We start from the raw sequence: 18,625 nt of genomic DNA, 5'->3' as shown, positions 1-18,625 counted from the left end.
TTTCATTTAAATCTCATTTTTTATTTATTGCTCTTTTATCCTGCTATGAGTGATGGGTTTTACTTTCCTAATTTCTTGCTTATTTCAAGTCAAAGCGATCAAGCTGCATAACCTTTACCCAAGCATTAACAAAGTCGGTAATGAACTTATCGTTGGCATCATTTGAGGCATAAACTTCAGCAATGGCACGTAATTCAGAGCTAGAGCCAAAGATTAAATCCACCGGTGTTGCTTGCCATTTTAGCTTGCCTGAGTTGCGATCAAAACCTTGATATAAACCCGCCTGTGATTTATCTTTTTTCCAAGTTGTCGACATATCTAACAAATTGATAAAAAAGTCGTTGGTGAGTACGCCAGGCTGCTTGGTAAATACCCCTAATGCTGAACCGTCGTAATTGGCATTAAGTGCACGCATGCCGCCCACTAGTACCGTCATTTCAGGAACATTTAGGCCAAGGGTATTGGCTTTATCAACTAACATTTCTGCCGGTGACATATAGCTATCAGCGTGATAGTAATTTCTAAACCCATCTGCTTTGGGTTTTAAATAGTTAAATGATTTTACATCTGTCTGTGCTTGTGTTGCATCGGCACGTCCTGGCGAGAAAGGCACATTAATTTTGTGTCCTGCCATTTTTGCTGAGTTCTCAATTGCGGTTGCACCAGCCAAGACAATAAGATCTGCAAGTGATACTTTTTTGCTTGATGATTGGCGGTTGAACTTCTCTTGAATATTTTCAAGCTTTGATAGTACCTTCTTTAACTCTTTTGGGTTATTAACCGCCCACGTGTTTTGTGGCGCTAAGTTAATACGAGCACCATTAGCACCGCCGCGCATATCGGTAACGCGATGACTTGATGCCGCCGCCCAAGCGGTTTTCACCAATGCTGAGTTAGCTAAGCCAGATTGAGTAATTTGCTTTTTCAGTTTGGTAATATCTTTGTTAGTAACAAGTTGATGATCTACCGCAGGAATCGGGTCTTGCCATAGTAGTACTTCAGCCGGAATTTCAGAGCCAACATAGCGGGCGCGAGGACCCATATCACGATGTGTTAACTTAAACCATGCCTTGGCAAACGCCTTGTCAAATTCACTAGGATCAGCTCGAAAACGTTGAACAACTTTGATAAAATCAGGGTCTTCTTTTAGCGCTAAATCTGTCGTGAACATAATAGGTGCATGGCGTTTATTCGGAATATGAGCGTCAGGCACTAAGTTTGCCGCGGCTTTATCTTTTGGTATCCATTGAATTGCTCCCGCCGGACTTGTAGTGATAATCCAGTCGAAATTCATTAAGTTGTCTAAATAGTTGGAAGACCACTGCGTCGGCGTTGTTGTCCAAGCACCCTCTAAGCCACTGCTAGTTGTGTCAGCACCAACACCTGAGCCACATTTATTTTTCCAACCTAAACCTTGCTGTTCTATGCTAGCGTCTGCTGGCTCTGCGCCAACACAATTTTCTGGTTTTTTCGCGCCATGGGCTTTACCTAAAGTATGACCGCCTGCTATTAAGGCGACAATTTCTTCGTCATTCATTGCCATTCGCCCAAATGACATTCTTATGTCTTTTGCCGCTAATAATGGGTCTGGCTTACCATGAGGACCAACAGGGTTAACGTAAATTAGTCCCATCTCTACAGCGGCAAGAGGGCCTTTTAGCTTGCCTTTTTTATCGCGACGCTTGTCATCGAGCATGGCGGTTTCTGGTCCCCAATACACTAAGTCTGGCTCCCAGTCATCACTTCTGCCGCCGGCAAAACCAAAGGTTTTAAAACCCATCGATTCTAAGGCAACATTGCCAGAAAGTACCATTAAGTCAGCCCATGAAATTTTCCGACCGTATTTTTGTTTTACTGGCCAAAGTAAACGACGAGCTTTATCTAAATTGACATTGTCAGGCCAACTATTTAATGGATCGAAGCGTTGCTGTCCTCCTGATGCTCCGCCGCGACCATCGTGTACTCGGTAAACCCCCGCACTATGCCAGGCCATACGGATCATTAATGGGCCATAGTGTCCCCAATCCGCAGGCCACCAAGTTTTCGAGTCGGTAAGTGTGCTTTCAATATCTTTTTTAAGTTGCTGTAAATCGACGCTGGCGAATTCTTTTGCGTAGTTGAACTCTTCGCCGTAAGGATTTGATTCTACGCCATGCTGACGTAACGGACTTAAATTTAATTGCTTTGGCCACCAAAACTGATTGGTTTTTGCTTCTCCGACGGCTAACGCAGAAGTTGAAAAGGCCATGGATGAAACGGCGACGGTAATGGCAGCCGCTAACGGTAGTGTTTTTTTAAACATGTTATTCCCCAGTTGTCATGCAGGTTTATACAATTGTTGATAAACCCAAGTAGCTAAAGCTTAGAACCGGCGATAATATTTTTATAATTGATTGATTGGAAGATAGTATTCTATTTTTTAAATGGTGCTGGTAATTTTCATCATAAACAGATGCTTACGATGTATTTAGGCTGGAGGATGTGGCTCGAAAATTCGTCTAGACTAGCATAATTTAAGAAATTGATTAAACTGGGGTTTATGTTCAGTAATAACTATTGATAGTGCTTTGTTAGGTACTAAAACGGATAATTATGATCTCATTAAAACAGCTTCACTATGCCTTAGCAGTGGAAAAAACATTACATTTTAAAAAGGCCGCCGATGCCTGCAATGTTTCGCAGTCGGCCCTAAGTACAGCAATTATCGAATTGGAAAAGCAGTTAGGCACGACGATTTTTGAGCGTAACAATAAGCAAGTATTGATCACCAGTAATGGCCAACTTATTTTAAATAAAGCAAAAGCAGTTAAGTTAGAGCTTGATGAGCTTATGCAGATATCGCAGGCGAACAAACAACCGTTTATCAACGCGATGACAATAGGTGTTATTCCCACTATTGGCCCGTACCTTTTGCCAAAAGTATTACCTGAAGTTAGGCGACAGCAACCGAATTTTAAACTAAAAATTATTGAAGAGCAGTCACATGTATTAGTTGAAATGGTCAGAAATGGTGACATTGATGCCGCGATTTTAGCACTGCCTTATCCCATTGAAGGTTTAATGAGCTTTGACTTTTGGCAGGAAGATTTTTATTGGGTAAGTCATAAAGATGAATGTCCAAGCCAACTAAAAGAAATCACCAGTGAAGAATTGGAAATTGAAAAGTTAATGTTGCTAAAGGATGGCCATTGTTTAAAAGATCATGCCTTGGCGGCCTGCAGTCTGCAAAATGATAAGCAAGACTCTGATTTTGATTCTGCTAGTTTACACACTTTAGTTCAAATGGTGGCAGGAAAGTTAGGCACAACACTAGTGCCACAAATGGCGCTAGATCAACTCATTTATGATGAATCTGAAATTCGGGCTATACACCTAAATGAACCAGGTCCGCATCGCACTATTGCTTTAATCATTCGCCCTAATTACGTTAGAACCAATGAGTTAACCATATTGCGCGATATATTTAGAGAGCAATTAGCAATAAAATGCAGTTAGTTATTTATTGTCCCGAGTTCAGGTTTATTAACAATAGGATGGGTAAAGTGAACATTTAAATATCAATTTTTTAGAATGACTTTATTGATTTTATCAAATTTACTGAATTGAATTTTTACGCAACAATAGCGTTACTGTTAAGCAATTAGGTAAATACTATGCACAAGATTATTGAAAACATTAAAGTCGCATTCCATTTTGACACTAACAAAAACAGCAATGCGAAAAAAGCTCGCCAGCAAATAATTGAATGTAATTACGCTAATAATTATTATGGCGATCAACAATGTCAGCTAAAACCCGTTAAACAATAATTCAGTGTTGTGAGGTAGAACGGTTTACTTCACGTCACCCTGATATTGTTTTAGTAACCTGACGATACTGTTTTTGAACATGGTATTTGAGCCACTAATAGCCACACTGTGTTGTGTTATTGCGTGGCCCAAATATAAGCTATAAAGCTCATAAGCAATTGCCACGCTATCGACATTGTCTTGAAGTTTTTTATATTCAATACAACGATTTATTCGATGAGTTAAATAATCAATGAGTCGATTTTGTTGGCTGATGGTAAACGAACGCACTTTGGAATCTGGACGGTTTTGAAATTCAACCACGGCTTTAATAAAAGGGCAGCTGACTTGATGTTCGGTGAACATTTCTCTAACCCAGTCCGCCCAATTTTCTAGCAAGGCAATCACATGCTCTAGCGGATCTTCACGCCAGGCGGGAAGAATAACGCGCTTTCTAAATAGATCTTCACCATATTGTAAAATGGCAATCTGCATATCTTCTTTATTTTCAAAATGCGAGATAACGCCAGTTCGTGACATATTACATAACTTAGAAATCGTCCCTATAGTGATATCAGCAAGGCCATATTGACTACTGTAAATAATACTTTGTTTTAATATTTCTAAACGGGTGCGTTCGCCTTTGTTCATTAAGAAGCTAAAACCTGACTAATATTTTCAATAACCTTAGTATCACCTAAAATTTTTCGATGACCAAGACCTTCTGTTGTTATTAAAGTGTTTTTTTCTTGCTTTAGAAAATGCTTTACATCATCGAAAGGGGCGAACCTGTCGTTAATGTCGTGAATAAAGGTGATATTTAGTGCTAGCTTCTCACGATGGTGCTCCGCCGTTAGCTGATGCCAAGTTTTACCGTACGAAAGGCTAATACTTTCTAACACTCGCTTTAGTAGTTTTCGAGAAATACCCACTTGTTCAACTTTTTTAAACATCAATTCGAAAAATTTAATCGGTGAAGATATTAATATAATCTTTTTATCGTTCAGCATATTAAAGGGTAAGTTTAACGTTGCAATAGCGCCCATAGAATGGCCAATAATCGCTTTGACGGGTAATTTATTTTCATTGAAGTGTTCAATGAGCAAATTAAGTGTTTCGATAAAGCTCAGCAAATGAGATTTTTTACCGGATGACTTGCCATGGCCAATATGATCGATAGCCGCCACCCGATAGCCTTGCTCGGTTAACGCTAAGATCATTTGTTGAAAACTTTGACTATTGTCTTCCCAACCGTGACTGACAATAACAACCTTATTACCTTCACCAAATATATTTACGTGGACTATGCCCATAGAGGTGAGAATATTAATTTCATTGTCTGGCATAATTAATTCAACACCATAGGAACGTCGGCCATATGGGCGCATAAGTATATTTTTCCCTAAAAATGCACTTAATCTAGGACTGATGGTACTTAGCACACTGGTAAACCCTCTGCCAATTGCTGTTAATCCAAATTTGCTATCACTTTCGTTGAAGTAGCTAAATTTCATTTTATTTTCCTTTTTATGAAATAAGTACGATTGTTCTTTTATAATAGTTCGACTGTTCTATTTTGTAAATAGTACAAGTTAACTATTTTTCTGAAGTAACGTAATATGCGTTTAGGTTATGGGCTTAATAAAATTTATTTATTAAGAGCTGGTGCTTATCTGCTATTTCCATGCTTTAATAGCGCGTTAATAATTCTAAGTATTTGAATAAATAGATATGTTGCGAACTTTTCAACTTACTGGAACAGTCAATAACCTACTGAACGAAAGTGAGCTCCCTGCCGCTTTAACAATAGAAGATTGTGCTAAGGCATTGGCCATGAGCATGACTTCTTTTCGTCGAAAACTCGCTCAGGAAGAGACGAGCTTTAAGTTAATTCAAGCGAAATTCTTAAACGAATTGTGTGTTCAGGCATTATTAACTCGGCATGAAAAAATTGACGATTTAGCTATCAAATTAGGTTATTCCGAGCGAGCGACATTTGAGCGGGCATTTCGACAAAAATTTGGAATAACACCGTCAAAATTTAGGGAGTTATCGTTAGTTGGTAATACTGCAAGTAGTTGCCGTAGACTTACTGAAATTGCCCAAAGCATTCCCCCGATGTCGAGTAGTTGCCAACAGCTTATTGAAGAAAAAAATAATGGTAGGTTAGATGTACAACGAACGACAGCAATCATAGGTAAAGATATTATCTTTGCGGGCCGGATCATGGGGCTAGCAAGCAAAGCGATTTATGGCAAAACACCAAAAAACTTGCAAGAAGCGGTGAGTCGAAATTTAGGCATAGATACTGTGACCAACTTTGCGGTAGTTTTCGCCATGAAAGACGCATTACAAAATCATGTCGAGCAGAAGATTATTGAACAATACAGTCGAACATTTGTGCTTGCTCCTAAATTTTTCCAGTGCCTGCGTAGATCAATAAATAAAAAAATTAAATTTGATATTGCGATGACCGAGCAAGTATTAGTCTTTGCATTGTTGGGGATATTTTTACTCAGCCATAAGGGCGCACATAAGCATGAGCTAATGCTACATTCATTGAAAGGTATCGATAATTTACAGTCACTAAATCATCATATTAAAAGCTCGATGGGGATCAGTATTTATGCTGCCTCTTCACTGATGTTGTCTTTGTGGCATATTGACGCCGATCTAGTAAAGCAATTGAACCATCTAGATAAGGTTAGCCAGTTACAAAGTAGTCAAAATCAATTTGATGAACTGCTAATGTTTATGCTGTCATGTTTATATGCATCAGCAGCAGAGCATAGTGACTATACGGCATTGGCGCAAAAAGCAGAGTTATTAGAAATTAATAACTTTATTGAGTTACAAACATTATTGACGAGCAACTAGGGGCTGTAGAGCTTTCAGTTTATAACTCTGTTGCACTTGAAAAAGGTAGCTATCAAGGCACTTTACATTCATGTAGGCAACACGCAGAGGCAATTTTTCAAGGCAACCCGAAAGGCTATGACTATTTTCAACCTAGCTGAGTAGGAAATTATGAACTTTCTCGGCCTCTAGCAATTTTAGGGGCTGGCTACAAACCGAGAAAGCCATAAAGAACTTTTACTGTATCCACTTACGGTGGCGGGCAGCGAAAAAACTTAACGCAATTATAAATAGTATCAACATCGAAGGCTCAGGAACTGATGTTGCCTGTCTCGACGACACTTGGTTTAACGAGACATTGTCAATTAAGCCTCCTAAAGTGTTTTGCTTGCCGAAAGCACCGAAGCTTAAAGCCATTGATTGTGTTTCGGCGGTAAACATTACTGATTGCAATGACCAGTTTGGTGTTAGGCTGCGAGTACTATTGGTACTAAAATCAGCCAACATATTCATGTCAAAATTTATTGCTGAATCATACCAAAAAACACTAATACCATTGTCGTTCGAGTTATTAGTGCGGGGCTTATAATAAAATTCTAATAAGTAATTCGCGCCTATGGTCAGTGAATCTAGCGTTTGTGTCATTACGGCATTTGAAGCGCCACGTTGGTGCGAGTCTAGTTCAATATGTTGAGAGCCATTTTGCGAGTGTGCAACAATATTTTTTTGTAGTTCTATGCCATTCCCATAACTCGTTACCCAACCCGGTAAATTATAAAAAACGTCCCAAGCGCGGTTTTTATTGGCAAAGGCTTGCAAATTTGTTTGGTGAACTGCGCCAATAGATTGGCTAAAATCAGAAAACTCAAGTTGTTCAAAGCTACCATTAATGATTAATGACGCATTTGAAAATGTGCTCATGGTGAGCAAAATAATCGATAAACTGATTTTATAAATTAACTTTAGCATTTAATAACCACCGAATTTGTTGCTCTTGATGGCGGTTAGTATAAAGAAGGCCATATACTGAAAATATGGCTAAACTGTCCAAATTTATTAAATCGCGATATTTTTCGAATAGAATTTAGGGGGACAGTTAAAGAAAATATAAATAAAAGTAGGGCTTATAACCAGCCATTTTGGTGAGCAATTCTTGCTGCTTCCGTTCTATTTTTTGCATCCAATTTATTACATGCAGAAGAAAGGTAATTTCTTACTGTCCCGGCTGATAGGTGAAGCAACTTTGATATTTCTTCGGTACTAGCGCCAGTTTGGGCTAACTGTAATGCTTTACGTTCTTTGTCAGTTAATGGATCTACTTCCATCCACGCGTCTTGTAATAGTTCTGCGGCAATCATTTTACCACCACGTGCAATTTTTCGAATGGCGGTTATTAGCTCTTCTGAAGGGGAGCCTTTCAATAAATAGCCTTTAACGCCAGCATCCATTGCACGACGTAAGTATCCAGCACGAGAAAATGTCGTCAGAATAATGCTCTTGATATCGACTTTTTTTTCTTTGAGGGTTTGTATTAATTCAATGCCGGTCATTTTCGGCATTTCTATATCACTGATGACAATATCAACTTTAGGGCTATTCTTATCACATATGAAGGCTAAAGCATCCTGACCATTTGCGGACTGATGAACAACAGAAATATCATCTTCAAGGTCAATGATGGTTGCCAGCGTTGTTAATAGCATGGCTTGATCTTCTGCAATGAGTACTTTAATCATGTTGGTTCACCATAGGAATTGTAATTTTAATTTCGACGCCATTACAAGAATTTATAACCAGGTTGCCAGCTAATTTAATGACCCTCTCTGATAAGCCTATTAGCCCGAAACCATGATGCTTATGCTCAGTAAAACCTACACCGTCATCTTTAACAATTAACTGCAGTACTTCATCGAGAAGTGAGATTGTAACGTTTACACGGTTCGCGTGGGAGTGCTTTAAGATATTTGTCACCATTTCTTTTAACATGATCGCCAATTCTTTATTAACGTGCTCATTTATCTCACAGGTTTCAAATTGATAGTGAAAATGAATGTCGTTACTTTCCAAGACATATTTGGCATGAGCAAGTTCGGTATTGAGATCACTGGTTCGATAACCGGTTACCACTTCTCTAACTTGCGATAGCGCATCTCGAGAAATATTCTCAAGTGCTTTAATTTCGCTTCTGGCCTTATCTATATCCTTATCAATTAACTTATTGGCTAATTCTGCCTTTAATGTGATAACTGAAAAGGTATGGCCAATTAAGTCGTGTAAGTCTCGAGCAATTCTTTCACGCTCTGATGTTCTCGCTAATCGTCGCACTTCTTGTTGAGTTAAAACTAATTCCTTGCGCTGCAGTTCGGTTTCATATTGATAAATATTGATACCACCGACCATAAAGGTAAATAAAATAGCCGGAACATAAAAAAATGGCCCATAGCCTAGCAGCCAAGACATCATCGCAACGGTTCCGGCTATTGATGCTAGCCCAATTACTGCGCTGCGAGGGTTGCCCAAACGGCAGCAGAACGCACCGGCATAAACAAAAAAAACGCTGGCGCCGGGAGTTAATTTTGTCAGTAAAGCACCTAAAATCACTATGCCTAAAATGTTCCATTTGACTTGCTTAGCACTGGCCCAATAACCGTTAAAATATAAGATAAGAAATAATAAGGTGCCGACGGAGGCATAAATCCAGCTATGCTCAACTGGATGATATTGCGCAAGGCTCACAAAAAAGAAGGCTAAATATATCAACCAAATATAGGGACCATATTGTAAGCTGGATTGTCTTGGCAGTAGGTGTTGGTCAATACGCTTAAATAGCTCAATCATTTTAATGGTGTCTTTTAGTTATTTAAAGCGTAAGTCATCAAGCATAAATGTAAATGGGCCTAATGTTTGAGATTTCACAAACGAAATATTGGTAATATTATCTAAATTAAGCATGTTAAATTTTACCTGAAAAGTTTGCCATTTATTTGTTAATTCAAAGTCTTGCTGAACAGGTTTAATGCTACCAACTTGAAATAGTAACACAGATAGTTTGTCAGTTTGAAGGCTTCCTTTGGCACTAAATTCAAGAGCATTTAATGCTGATAATTTCACCCCGTGTTGTTGCTTGTGGCTCAATAAATAAGCGACGCCTGACCAAGGGTAAACGAAGCCTGGCTTTAGCTCGCCACTGACTTGCAAGGACTTGTTGTTTAATCTTAAATGTTGCTTTTCGTCGACTAGAGATAACTGAACTTCTGAATTACCACCAGCAATTTTATCTGTAGTTGCGGCCAGTTTATTGCCCATGGCTACTAGGCTAAAACTTTGCGGCAAATTCTGGTTAAAGTCGGTAATTATCCCAGCTTTAAATTCAGCATTATTTTTAAGCGGGCGGTTACTATCACTGTCTGATTCAGTGCTAGCAACATCTTTGGCGGTTGAACTATTTGGAGTTTGTGAAGCATTGTCTGGCTCTGGTAATAACATAAAAAATGCCACCAGAGCGATAATAGCTACAATGAGTTTATTTGGCATTATTTCTTATCCTTTTTGTAGTACGCCTTGATAGCTAAAAAGATAAATATTGATGTGTATGCGCTAAGCACCCCGATATGCAACATCACCGGATAGCCTAAATCCATACTAGTCACTTTTAAGGCCAGCTGTGCTAAGTGGTATGGTGGCAATATATTGGCAAATTGTTGCATAAACTCAGGTAAAAAATTAATTGGCAGCCAAAGGCCAGATAGAAAGCCCATAGGTAAGTAAATTAAATTTACGGTTGCGGGCGCACTGTTAGCTTTTAAAAACAGCCCTAAAGTCATGCCAATTGCACAAAACGGCAGCGAACCTATGATTAATATTAAGGCAAGCGATAGCCATTGCCAGTGCAACAACCTAACGTCTCCAAATATTGCCCCAATGGCGAATAGTAAGATGATAATGGTTAATGAAAAAACAAAGGTTAAGGTGATCCTTGATACAATGTAAGCGGACGCTGGCATTGGGGAAATTTCTTTTAAATTGAACCAGCCTTGTCCTCTTTCAACCGCAATGCCAACACCAAATGAAAACAGTGCTGGACCAATAACGCCAAAGACAGCGTAAGTGGTCATCAAATAAGTTGGCATCGTTGCTGGATTCATTGAAAATATAATGCCAAAAAAGGTATAAAACATGACGGGAAACAGCAGTGTGGGAATGCTAAATCCAGGTGTTCTCATTAAGCGCTTAGTTTCCGTTTTGGCTTCTAAGTAGAATATGTTTAGTAAATTAGGTTTTTCAATTATTAATCTGCTCATCATTTATTCCCGTTAATTTGCGATATTGCTGGCGGTGTTGTCGTTATTGATAAGTTCAAAAGCATCTTCTAGTGCAGCGCCTATAATGGTGAGATCGTTGATAGACATTTGCTTGGTAAAAATATCTTGCATAGTTTTTTCAACAGCATTTGATTCCAGTTCGTAATAGCTATTTTCTTTAAGCGATGACGCCATTTTACTTACCTTAATTACCGAATTTAGCGCGGAAAGTGTCGCGATATCGACAGAAGAATTAAAACGTATTTTTTTGCTATTAATTTGCGACTTTATTTCGCTGGGTGAACCTTCTCGAATTATTTTGCCATCTTTTAACATGATAATACGGTCGGATAGATAGTCTGCTTCTTCTAAATAGTGGGTGGTTAATAAAATGCTGGTGCCTTGTGCTTTTAATGTTTCTATCGCAGCCCATAACGATTTTCTTGCGGTAATATCCATACCTACGGTTGGTTCGTCTAAAAACAATATACTTGGATTGCCACATATCGCTAAGGCAAATAGTAATCTTTGCTTTTGGCCTCCTGATAGCGTTTTACTATATTGATTTTCAATGTTTTTGAGGCCAGAAAAGGCCATAACCTGCTCATATGCCATGGGCTGGGCGTAGTAACTTTGAAATAAGCGAATGTGCTCTTTTATGGTCGACATATCGGGCAAACCAGATACTTGCAACATAGCGCCTGTTTGGCGCTTTACCGCCATTGCCCCTGGCGGCTGGCCAAATATACTCACTTCACCGCTGGTAAGACTAAGGCGACCAAGTAAGGTGTTAATAAGGGTCGTTTTACCAGCACCATTTGGCCCTAGAATAGTAAGTACTTCACCTTGATTAAGGCAAAAATTGATATTAGATAAAACAGCTTTATCATCAAACTTTTTGCCAAGTTTACAAATTGACGCTATTTGATTGTTTTTCCATGCATTCATATTTAATCCCAGTGTGACTTTATCTGGGAGTATTATCCTGAAGTGCAGTTAGGAAGGTAATTGAGAAATGTCATTAATTAATAATGACATTTGTCATAAAGCTTACCTTATGATGATAGCCATTCGCAAAATTTGGGCGTTTTTACGAAGGCTTAAACAAAGCCTTCATCGTCTTTTAAATTATTGTTGATCTTGTTCGTTGGTAGGATTAACGGTAGGCGTTTTCTAAACTCTTTACGTAACAAATAAAAGCTAAGTGATGCCTGTAAACAAACTGTTGTTACTGATAGGTACCACAGCTGTTCAATTTCAAAATCACTTTGTTGTGATAACCAAAGTGCTGGAATAATGAAAGTAAATAGTCGTGTCGCAGTGCTTAACAATGCCGGCAGGGTATTACCTAATGATTGAAACATGCCTGAGCAGGTAAATACTAATCCTGAAGGTACGAAGTTCCAGCATATAATTTGTAAGAAGGTGGCACTAATTATGATCACTTGCTTATTGTTAGAGAAACCATTCAGTAGTAGCTCGGCATTCCATAGACAAAGAAGTGTTAAAATTGCCATCAATGAACATGTCATAATGGCAGACCAAGCAAAGGTTTCTTTTACTCGTTGATAGTTTTTTGCGCCGAAGTTTTGTCCTGCAATAGCAGGGGCTGCAAAAGCGATAGCCATAGCGGGGAGAAACAAAGATTGCATTACCCTAGAGCCTAAACCAAACGCGGCTTGTGCATCGGGGCCAAATTGTTGAATGAGCCAGTAAATAGTCGCCATATACAAGAACATTAAAAAGAATTCACCGCCTGCTGGTAAGCCGATAGCAAGTAATTTTTTTAAACACTGAGTGTCGACTCGCCATAGTGAAAAATTAACACTGACATATTTTTCTGTTGTTTTAAAATAATATGCCAGCAGCACAACAGCAAAAATAACAGAAATTGAACTCGCCAAGCCTGCTCCTGCTATGCCCATAGCGTAACCTGTGCCCCAACCAGCGATTAAAATGGGGGAAAGTATGATATTGACTAAAATAGACAGCATTTGGATCACCATAGTGGGTTTTACTATGCCCGTGCCACGTAAGGCTGCGCTGATGGAAACCATAAGAAACTGCAATGCCATACAGGGAATAAACCAGTGCAAGTAGTCTAAGCCCATCGCAACGGTGCCGGGGTCTTGAGAGACAATATTGAGATAGCTTTCAGCCCCAATATAGCCGATTACACAAACTACCAGACCAATGATGCTTGAAAACATCATCGATTGATTGAAGATACTATTGGCATTATCTTGCTCTTTTGCGCCAACCGCATGAGAAATAAGCGTTGCAGTACCGACATTAATAATTTGTGTTAAGGCAAAAATTAAGAACATGGCATTGCCGGCCAAACTTAAACCAGCCAAGGCTGTAGCGCCCAGCTTTCCGACAAAATATAGATCTACCAGAAAATATAATGTTTGGACAAACATCCCTATCATCATAGGCATGGCCATAGTGATCAAATGTTTTGGAATAGAGCCTTGGGTTAGATCTTTCATGCAGTGAAGTCCGTTTGAAACGATAGAAATTAGCAATTATATGTTGAATTTTATAATGTTATCTTGCTTTTAAGGCGACTAGCATAGCGCACTTTTAGTGTTTATACATGGCGTAAGGTCAATGTATTTCAGCATCACTAACCACTAAATTGTAAAAAAATGATCGCTAGATGTAAGTGACACTTACACTATCACCACACTTTGTAAATATTAATAACTTGTTAACAGCATACAATAGCCTCAATTGCATGACTTACTTAACAGGAAATAAAATGAAAATTGTATTCGCGATGATATTTGTAACAACTTTAGCCGCTTGCTCTTCGGTTGCTGTTCAGCCACAAGCTAGTGGCGTGCGCTTAACCCATAATGAACCCGGTAAAGAGTGTACGTTCTTAGGGGATGTTACTGGCAGTCAAGGTGATTTCTTTACCGGTGCATTCACCTCAAATGCTGATTTAGAAACCGGAGCTCGTAACGATATTAAAAATAAAGCTATGCAGCTAGGTGGTGATACCGTTTACCTATTAACGCAGCGAGCAGGGCAAACAGGACATTTTGATGATGACTTTGGCGGCGGTAGCCAACAAACCAATGTCACGTTATCGGGTAATGTTTATAAGTGTAGCAACTAAATTCTCTAGATATCTATTAGGGGCTAGCGGTGAGATTATAAATAGCCTGCCGCTTTTTACGCTTTAAACAGACTCTTAGTGAAAATAAAGTGATATAGCGACTTTGTGATTGCAAAGTGTTGATAAGGTGAACTAATCTTATTGGCATTATTCTTTCTTGCCTAAGTTTTATAGTGAATTTAGATGGGACTTAAATAGAGACAATTAACTTTATGAGCAGGTCGCTAATTCCTTATGTTATTTTATTATTAATCGTACCTTTGTGTTATGCCAGCACTGAGAATAGTTTGTCTAACAGCAAGCACTCTTGTGATAACATTTGGAAGGAGAGTTTTGATTCAAAGGAATTGACAGCTTGGTCATATGTATTGCACCCTCATGGAGTTAACGTATTGCCTACGCCAAATGAGCAAGGTAACACCTCTGCTTATATTGAAATTAGAGGTGATTCTGATTACTTGTGGCGCGGCAATAAAAAACTAAACAGAGTAGAGTTACAACATAAACCCAACAGCACAAAAACAGGTGACACCACAATTGTACGCTGGCGTTTTATGTTACCTGAGCTGTTTAGTGACGATGTTCATCAGATAGCCTATTGGGAATCTGAGCAGAGTTATCAGCAAAGTTTTAGGCTACAACTAACTGGTCAACGTTTAAGTCTCATTTCTAGCCCAAATAATCAAGAAATGTGGCATATGTCGGGCATTAACACTAAGCACTGGTATTCGATTGCGTTACAAGTGATTTGGTCGACCACCAAAGGCCATGTCCGTTTGAGCATTGATAATCAATCACCGGTTGACTTAATGATGCCAACACTTGTTGCTGAAAATGAGAATATGTTTTTTCAACTGGGGATATTGCGCCCGCAAATGGAGAAAATAGAGGCTATTTGGCTAGACGATGTTATCGTTCATAACATTGCTTCTGATCATTAAAAGCTACCTTGTTATTGCAATGATCAAATACTGTAAACTATGTCGCTTAGTTGTTGACGCTGTTGAGCGAGTAATTTAAACAACTGTAGTTGATTTTTAGCTCGCTCTAAATTGTGCTCTGAGTGTTGCACATGAAAGTAATGATCACCATCAAGATAATCGGTTAAAAATCGTATCGCCATCATAAATGGTATTAATAAAGCGCCAACAATTAAGCTGCCAATTTCCTCTTTGTTAATATTATTCTTAAGTGTCGATATATAGCCTTTCGCTAACGCCTGGAAAATATCTAATCTTATAGCCATTTTCTCAATTTCAGGGCTATCTTCTGGTAAATTTGCGCAACAAGTGCGTACCATATCGCCAAAGTCATGCATTAAATAACCCGGCATACAAGTATCAAGATCAATCACGGCGATAGCTTGATGTGTTTTAGCACTAAACAGTAAGTTGTTAATTTTGGTGTCGTTGTGAGTCACTTTTATCGGTAATTTTGCGATTAATTCTGCTACCTCATCAATGAAAGCCTGTTGTGCAAAGCAATCATCGATGAGAGCTCGGCAATTTGATTTTCGCTTTGCTTGATCTGTATTAACCGCATCGGATAGTTGTTGTAACCTATGGGCTAAGTGATGAAAGTTTGGGATGATTTCAGCTAACTTTTGCGCAGGAAAATCACTTAAAGCGGCATTAAACTGTGCAAACGCCGTGGCAGCTTTTTCGGCTTGTTTAGGTGATTCTACCGCATCAACAGAGTAGCTATCAGGAATAAACTCTATTGCTCGCCAGAAGCCACTATCAAGCTGTAAAAGCGAGTAACCATCAATATTGGCTAGCTGGCAAATCGTTGCTAACGGGTATTCACCGCGTTGTTTTTTTGCTGATAAATGTTGATTAATCAAGTCAGCATTTTGCGTAACCTGCTCAGGTTGTTGAAATACATGGTCATTAATCTTTTGTAATACAAAACGCTTACTGCTCGATTTTATTAAATAGGTTTGGTTAATTAAGCCATTACCCAGTGGTGAAGCTAAATAGTTTGACGAAGATGTTTGGTAATGTTCTACCACAGTATCGAGTGCTTGTTGTTTGTTTGCAAATGCTGCTTTATTCATAAATCGAGTCTTAGTAGGTTAGTTCGCTAAAGAGGAAATAGGTAGAGGAAATAATTGATTAATTTTATTGTCGACCCGAGCTGAGTCTGCCGCATACGTAACACCAAACCAGTCGTCATCAGAAGTTAAAATATCGACGACTATTTGCTGGCTTTCAAGTAACTTCATTACGACATTGGGTATATAACATTCAACGTTATCGTCAGATATTGTGGTCAAGGTATTGATAAGCTCTTGCTCTATCGCCGAAAAAATAGTTGCATCGAATGCCCAACAATTCATCGATACTAAGGCGTTTTTTTTCATGTTAATTGTTTGATGTTTTTGGCTATTTCGACCTGATATAAGGATATTCCCAGCAATATTTTTGGCTTGAATGTTTTCAACTTCTTGCACTGTTATTAGTTGCATATTTTTGCTGTGTTGACACAAGCCTCGGTTAACACCACCGTGCTCAGAAAGTGTATTTTGTATTAAGTAGGCGATCATTGAAAAGTGGGGCAGTTGACTTTTAATAGTTATGTTTTGTTGTTGCTTGAGTAAGCTAAACGCCTGCTTGCCGTAATAGTCATCAGCATTAATCACCACAAATTGGCCGGCAATAAAATTTTTAGCGCACCATAGCGCATGTGCAGTGCCTAGCGGCTTGGTTCTTGTCGGTGATATGAGGCAATTTTGTGGTAGCGTATCAAGTGTTTGAATAACAATATCTATTTTCAATTTACTAGGCAAACGACTAAGAACTTCCCGTTTTAATTGTGCTTTTTGCTGAGCTTGGGTAATAAATACCAGGTGGTTAAACCCTGCCTCTATGGCATGAGCTACGTTATATTCCATTAGGGTTCTCGCTTGTTGACCAAAACAAGCGAACTGCTTGGCGCCACCAAAGCGAGAGCCATTACCCGCCGCCAGGATAACTAAGGTTGTTAATTGCTCCATATTAAGATGCTTTTCCACTCATAAGCCTAACCATTAAGAAATAATAGCCAGTGGCTTTGCGTCTCGCCAAACGCCACGTGTGAAGTCAGGAATATCTTTTGAATTGCTTCGATCCGCTACTGAGTCAGCACTTAATGGCGCTATTGCTGACCATGAAGCTGCATCGTATACGTCTTGATCAAGTGCCTCACCATTTCTTAGACAATAAATCATCCGCCAAAGCATTAGAAAATCCATGCCTCCGTGGCCACCATTACGCTCGGCTTCTTGCCCCATATTTAACCACATAGGGTGATCAAATTGTGCTTGCCACTTGGCAATATCTTGATCCCAATGATGAAAGCTTTGTGGTTTCGGCTTACGGCCTTTGCTGCCTGCGTCTTGCCATTTCGCCAAACGTTTTTGGTGATCTAATTGATATTGTGCAGAAATTTCAGCAGGAGCATTTTCTAGCGCAATACGGTTAGGAAAGCCTGCAAATACGCCATTAGTACCCTGAATATAATTATGGCGAGAATAAGGTCTTGGCGTTGTGGTATCGTGTTGCACCATAATACTTCGACCTAATTTAGTTTTTATCAAAGTGGTATTCATGTCGCCAGCGATATAATTTAACTGGTTTCTTTCGTGGTTAGCAGGAAATTCTCTTTTGGCATAAGCTTGTCGGCCCATGGCGGGTGAACTTGTTGATGTTAAATAATCAAACCTATCACCGCGGTTGATATTCATATACTGGGAGACGGGCCCTAAACCATGGGTAGGATATAAATTACCGTTAGTTTTGGTATGCCAATAAGTACGCCATGAACCCGTTTTGTCTTCAATTTCCTTCATCTGCCAGCGCAGTTCATGAATATAAGCTGCTTCGCCATGTAATAAGTCACCAAATAATCCTTGGCGAACCATATTAAGCACCATCAGCTCATCACGGCCATAACATACGTTTTCCATCATCATACAATTTTTCTGGGTACGTTCAGCGGTATTAACCAGTTGCCAGCATTCTTCAATAGTGGTTGCGGCCGGCACTTCAACAAAGGCATGTTTACCGCTTTCCATGGTGTCGACACACATAGGTGTATGCCAAGCCCAAGGAGTGGAAATGATGATAATATCGATGTCTTGACGGTTTAGCATTTCACGATAAGCATGGTCTGAGCCGGTATAGCGAGCAGGGCGAGGGAAATTTTTACTGACAACGTAGTCGATTGACCTATCGAGAACAGTATTATTAGTGTCGCAAATGGCTTTAATTTCAACGCCATCAATATGACAATAATGTTTGACGTGGCCAGAGCCTCGTTCACCAACCCCTATAAAGCCGATACGCACAACCGCCATTTTAGGGACTGTTAATCCCATTACTGACTTACCTTGTGCTGGCAAAGGTTGTTGGGGTTTTACTGATTTATTTGATGTTGCATATGCGGTAGTCATTCCCGCTGCGGTAATTGCTGCTGCAGATTTTAAGAAATGACGGCGATCATTGTTGCTCATCTCAACGTTCCCTAGCGATTATTATTATATTAATAATCTACGTGACAGCGTTGTCAGATGC

18 protein-coding genes are annotated in these 18,625 nt (G+C 39.3%); 5 read left to right on the top strand and 13 right to left on the bottom strand.

Annotation, left to right across the window (positions count from 1 at the left end; all coding sequences use genetic code 11):
- Nucleotides 1-79: 79 nt before the first annotated feature.
- A complete protein-coding gene (katG, locus tag AC27JP_RS11160) occupies nucleotides 80-2,302 on the bottom strand; it encodes a catalase/peroxidase HPI (RefSeq protein ID WP_487115022.1) in 2,223 nt (740 codons plus the stop codon).
- Nucleotides 2,303-2,592: 290 nt separating this feature from the next.
- Here katG and AC27JP_RS11155 point away from each other — a divergent pair, with 290 nt between their 5' ends.
- Together AC27JP_RS11155 and AC27JP_RS11150 are read left to right on the top strand one after the other, a co-directional pair.
- On the top strand, nucleotides 2,593-3,495 hold the full coding sequence (locus AC27JP_RS11155; RefSeq protein WP_487115020.1) for a hydrogen peroxide-inducible genes activator: 903 nt from the start codon (nucleotides 2,593-2,595) through the stop codon (nucleotides 3,493-3,495).
- A 158-nt stretch (nucleotides 3,496-3,653) separates the two neighbouring features.
- Nucleotides 3,654-3,809 carry a hypothetical protein gene (locus tag AC27JP_RS11150; RefSeq protein ID WP_487115019.1) on the top strand — a complete coding sequence of 52 codons (156 nt, stop codon included), beginning with the start codon at nucleotides 3,654-3,656 and terminating at the stop codon, nucleotides 3,807-3,809.
- Nucleotides 3,810-3,833: 24 nt separating this feature from the next.
- Here AC27JP_RS11150 and AC27JP_RS11145 read toward each other — a convergent pair whose 3' ends face one another.
- Both AC27JP_RS11145 and AC27JP_RS11140 read right to left on the bottom strand, forming a co-directional pair.
- Nucleotides 3,834-4,439, bottom strand: a complete 606-nt coding sequence (locus AC27JP_RS11145) for a TetR/AcrR family transcriptional regulator (protein WP_487115017.1) — start codon at nucleotides 4,437-4,439, stop codon at nucleotides 3,834-3,836.
- Nucleotides 4,439-5,302, bottom strand: coding sequence for an alpha/beta hydrolase (locus AC27JP_RS11140; RefSeq protein WP_487115015.1), 864 nt, complete (start codon nucleotides 5,300-5,302; stop codon nucleotides 4,439-4,441). Before AC27JP_RS11140 ends, AC27JP_RS11145 begins: the two co-directional genes overlap by 1 nt.
- Before the next feature lie 217 nt (nucleotides 5,303-5,519).
- On the opposite strand from AC27JP_RS11140, the gene AC27JP_RS11135 reads away from it, so the two are divergent.
- Nucleotides 5,520-6,665, top strand: a complete 1,146-nt coding sequence (locus tag AC27JP_RS11135) for a helix-turn-helix transcriptional regulator (RefSeq protein ID WP_487115013.1) — start codon at nucleotides 5,520-5,522, stop codon at nucleotides 6,663-6,665.
- Between the two features lie 216 nt (nucleotides 6,666-6,881).
- On the opposite strand, the gene AC27JP_RS11130 is transcribed toward AC27JP_RS11135, so the two are convergent.
- The 7 genes from AC27JP_RS11130 to AC27JP_RS11100 form a co-directional block, all read right to left on the bottom strand.
- The gene (locus AC27JP_RS11130) at nucleotides 6,882-7,613 is read right to left on the bottom strand and encodes a PEP-CTERM sorting domain-containing protein (RefSeq protein ID WP_487115011.1); all 732 of its coding nucleotides are present in this window, start codon (nucleotides 7,611-7,613) and stop codon (nucleotides 6,882-6,884) included.
- A 155-nt stretch (nucleotides 7,614-7,768) separates the two neighbouring features.
- Complete coding sequence (locus tag AC27JP_RS11125) at nucleotides 7,769-8,380, bottom strand: response regulator transcription factor (protein ID WP_487115009.1); 612 nt, start codon at nucleotides 8,378-8,380, stop codon at nucleotides 7,769-7,771.
- Nucleotides 8,373-9,482, bottom strand: a complete 1,110-nt coding sequence (locus AC27JP_RS11120; RefSeq protein WP_487115007.1) for a sensor histidine kinase — start codon at nucleotides 9,480-9,482, stop codon at nucleotides 8,373-8,375. The genes AC27JP_RS11125 and AC27JP_RS11120 overlap by 8 nt, the downstream gene beginning before the upstream one ends.
- 18 nt (nucleotides 9,483-9,500) lie before the next feature.
- Nucleotides 9,501-10,178, bottom strand: coding sequence for a hypothetical protein (locus tag AC27JP_RS11115; RefSeq protein ID WP_487115005.1), 678 nt, complete (start codon nucleotides 10,176-10,178; stop codon nucleotides 9,501-9,503).
- Entirely contained in the window at nucleotides 10,178-10,945 is a 768-nt protein-coding gene (locus AC27JP_RS11110) for an ABC transporter permease (protein ID WP_487115003.1), read from the bottom strand. Before AC27JP_RS11110 ends, AC27JP_RS11115 begins: the two co-directional genes overlap by 1 nt.
- Before the next feature lie 12 nt (nucleotides 10,946-10,957).
- Nucleotides 10,958-11,893 (bottom strand): ABC transporter ATP-binding protein, encoded by a 936-nt coding sequence (locus AC27JP_RS11105; RefSeq protein ID WP_487115001.1) that lies wholly within the window; start codon nucleotides 11,891-11,893, stop codon nucleotides 10,958-10,960.
- 152 nt (nucleotides 11,894-12,045) lie between these two features.
- Complete coding sequence (locus tag AC27JP_RS11100) at nucleotides 12,046-13,437, bottom strand: MATE family efflux transporter (protein ID WP_487115000.1); 1,392 nt, start codon at nucleotides 13,435-13,437, stop codon at nucleotides 12,046-12,048.
- Between the two features lie 272 nt (nucleotides 13,438-13,709).
- On the opposite strand from AC27JP_RS11100, the gene AC27JP_RS11095 reads away from it, so the two are divergent.
- Nucleotides 13,710-14,072 carry a DUF4156 domain-containing protein gene (locus AC27JP_RS11095; RefSeq protein WP_487114998.1) on the top strand — a complete coding sequence of 121 codons (363 nt, stop codon included), beginning with the start codon at nucleotides 13,710-13,712 and terminating at the stop codon, nucleotides 14,070-14,072.
- A gap of 212 nt (nucleotides 14,073-14,284) precedes the next feature.
- Nucleotides 14,285-15,013, top strand: a complete 729-nt coding sequence (locus tag AC27JP_RS11090; protein ID WP_487114996.1) for a heparin lyase I family protein — start codon at nucleotides 14,285-14,287, stop codon at nucleotides 15,011-15,013.
- 23 nt (nucleotides 15,014-15,036) lie between these two features.
- On the opposite strand, the gene AC27JP_RS11085 is transcribed toward AC27JP_RS11090, so the two are convergent.
- From AC27JP_RS11085 to AC27JP_RS11075, 3 genes are read right to left on the bottom strand one after another with little or no spacing between them, the layout of a single operon-like run.
- Nucleotides 15,037-16,128 (bottom strand): phosphotransferase enzyme family protein, encoded by a 1,092-nt coding sequence (locus tag AC27JP_RS11085; RefSeq protein ID WP_487114994.1) that lies wholly within the window; start codon nucleotides 16,126-16,128, stop codon nucleotides 15,037-15,039.
- Between the two features lie 18 nt (nucleotides 16,129-16,146).
- On the bottom strand, nucleotides 16,147-17,085 hold the full coding sequence (locus tag AC27JP_RS11080; protein ID WP_487114992.1) for a sugar phosphate nucleotidyltransferase: 939 nt from the start codon (nucleotides 17,083-17,085) through the stop codon (nucleotides 16,147-16,149).
- 15 nt (nucleotides 17,086-17,100) lie between these two features.
- On the bottom strand, nucleotides 17,101-18,564 hold the full coding sequence (locus tag AC27JP_RS11075; RefSeq protein WP_487114990.1) for a Gfo/Idh/MocA family oxidoreductase: 1,464 nt from the start codon (nucleotides 18,562-18,564) through the stop codon (nucleotides 17,101-17,103).
- Nucleotides 18,565-18,625: the final 61 nt, after the last annotated feature.

The sequence above is a fragment of the Colwellia sp. SU-HH01172 genome, from assembly GCF_057553355.1.
Note: the sequence above shows the minus strand (reverse complement) of the source record. Positions and strands in the feature narration are given on the sequence as shown.

Excerpts from the sequence above, each read along its gene's own strand:
- katG (WP_487115022.1), bottom strand. The coding sequence starts at position 2,302 with ATGTTTAAAAAAACACTACCGTTAGCGGCTGCCATTACCGTCGCCGTT.
- AC27JP_RS11155 (WP_487115020.1), top strand. The coding sequence starts at position 2,593 with ATGATCTCATTAAAACAGCTTCACTATGCCTTAGCAGTGGAAAAAACA.
- AC27JP_RS11150 (WP_487115019.1), top strand. The coding sequence starts at position 3,654 with ATGCACAAGATTATTGAAAACATTAAAGTCGCATTCCATTTTGACACT.
- AC27JP_RS11145 (WP_487115017.1), bottom strand. The coding sequence starts at position 4,439 with ATGAACAAAGGCGAACGCACCCGTTTAGAAATATTAAAACAAAGTATT.
- AC27JP_RS11140 (WP_487115015.1), bottom strand. The coding sequence starts at position 5,302 with ATGAAATTTAGCTACTTCAACGAAAGTGATAGCAAATTTGGATTAACA.
- AC27JP_RS11135 (WP_487115013.1), top strand. The coding sequence starts at position 5,520 with ATGTTGCGAACTTTTCAACTTACTGGAACAGTCAATAACCTACTGAAC.
- AC27JP_RS11130 (WP_487115011.1), bottom strand. The coding sequence starts at position 7,613 with ATGCTAAAGTTAATTTATAAAATCAGTTTATCGATTATTTTGCTCACC.
- AC27JP_RS11125 (WP_487115009.1), bottom strand. The coding sequence starts at position 8,380 with ATGATTAAAGTACTCATTGCAGAAGATCAAGCCATGCTATTAACAACG.
- AC27JP_RS11120 (WP_487115007.1), bottom strand. The coding sequence starts at position 9,482 with ATGATTGAGCTATTTAAGCGTATTGACCAACACCTACTGCCAAGACAA.
- AC27JP_RS11115 (WP_487115005.1), bottom strand. The coding sequence starts at position 10,178 with ATGCCAAATAAACTCATTGTAGCTATTATCGCTCTGGTGGCATTTTTT.
- AC27JP_RS11110 (WP_487115003.1), bottom strand. The coding sequence starts at position 10,945 with ATGAGCAGATTAATAATTGAAAAACCTAATTTACTAAACATATTCTAC.
- AC27JP_RS11105 (WP_487115001.1), bottom strand. The coding sequence starts at position 11,893 with ATGAATGCATGGAAAAACAATCAAATAGCGTCAATTTGTAAACTTGGC.
- AC27JP_RS11100 (WP_487115000.1), bottom strand. The coding sequence starts at position 13,437 with ATGAAAGATCTAACCCAAGGCTCTATTCCAAAACATTTGATCACTATG.
- AC27JP_RS11095 (WP_487114998.1), top strand. The coding sequence starts at position 13,710 with ATGAAAATTGTATTCGCGATGATATTTGTAACAACTTTAGCCGCTTGC.
- AC27JP_RS11090 (WP_487114996.1), top strand. The coding sequence starts at position 14,285 with ATGAGCAGGTCGCTAATTCCTTATGTTATTTTATTATTAATCGTACCT.
- AC27JP_RS11085 (WP_487114994.1), bottom strand. The coding sequence starts at position 16,128 with ATGAATAAAGCAGCATTTGCAAACAAACAACAAGCACTCGATACTGTG.
- AC27JP_RS11075 (WP_487114990.1), bottom strand. The coding sequence starts at position 18,564 with ATGAGCAACAATGATCGCCGTCATTTCTTAAAATCTGCAGCAGCAATT.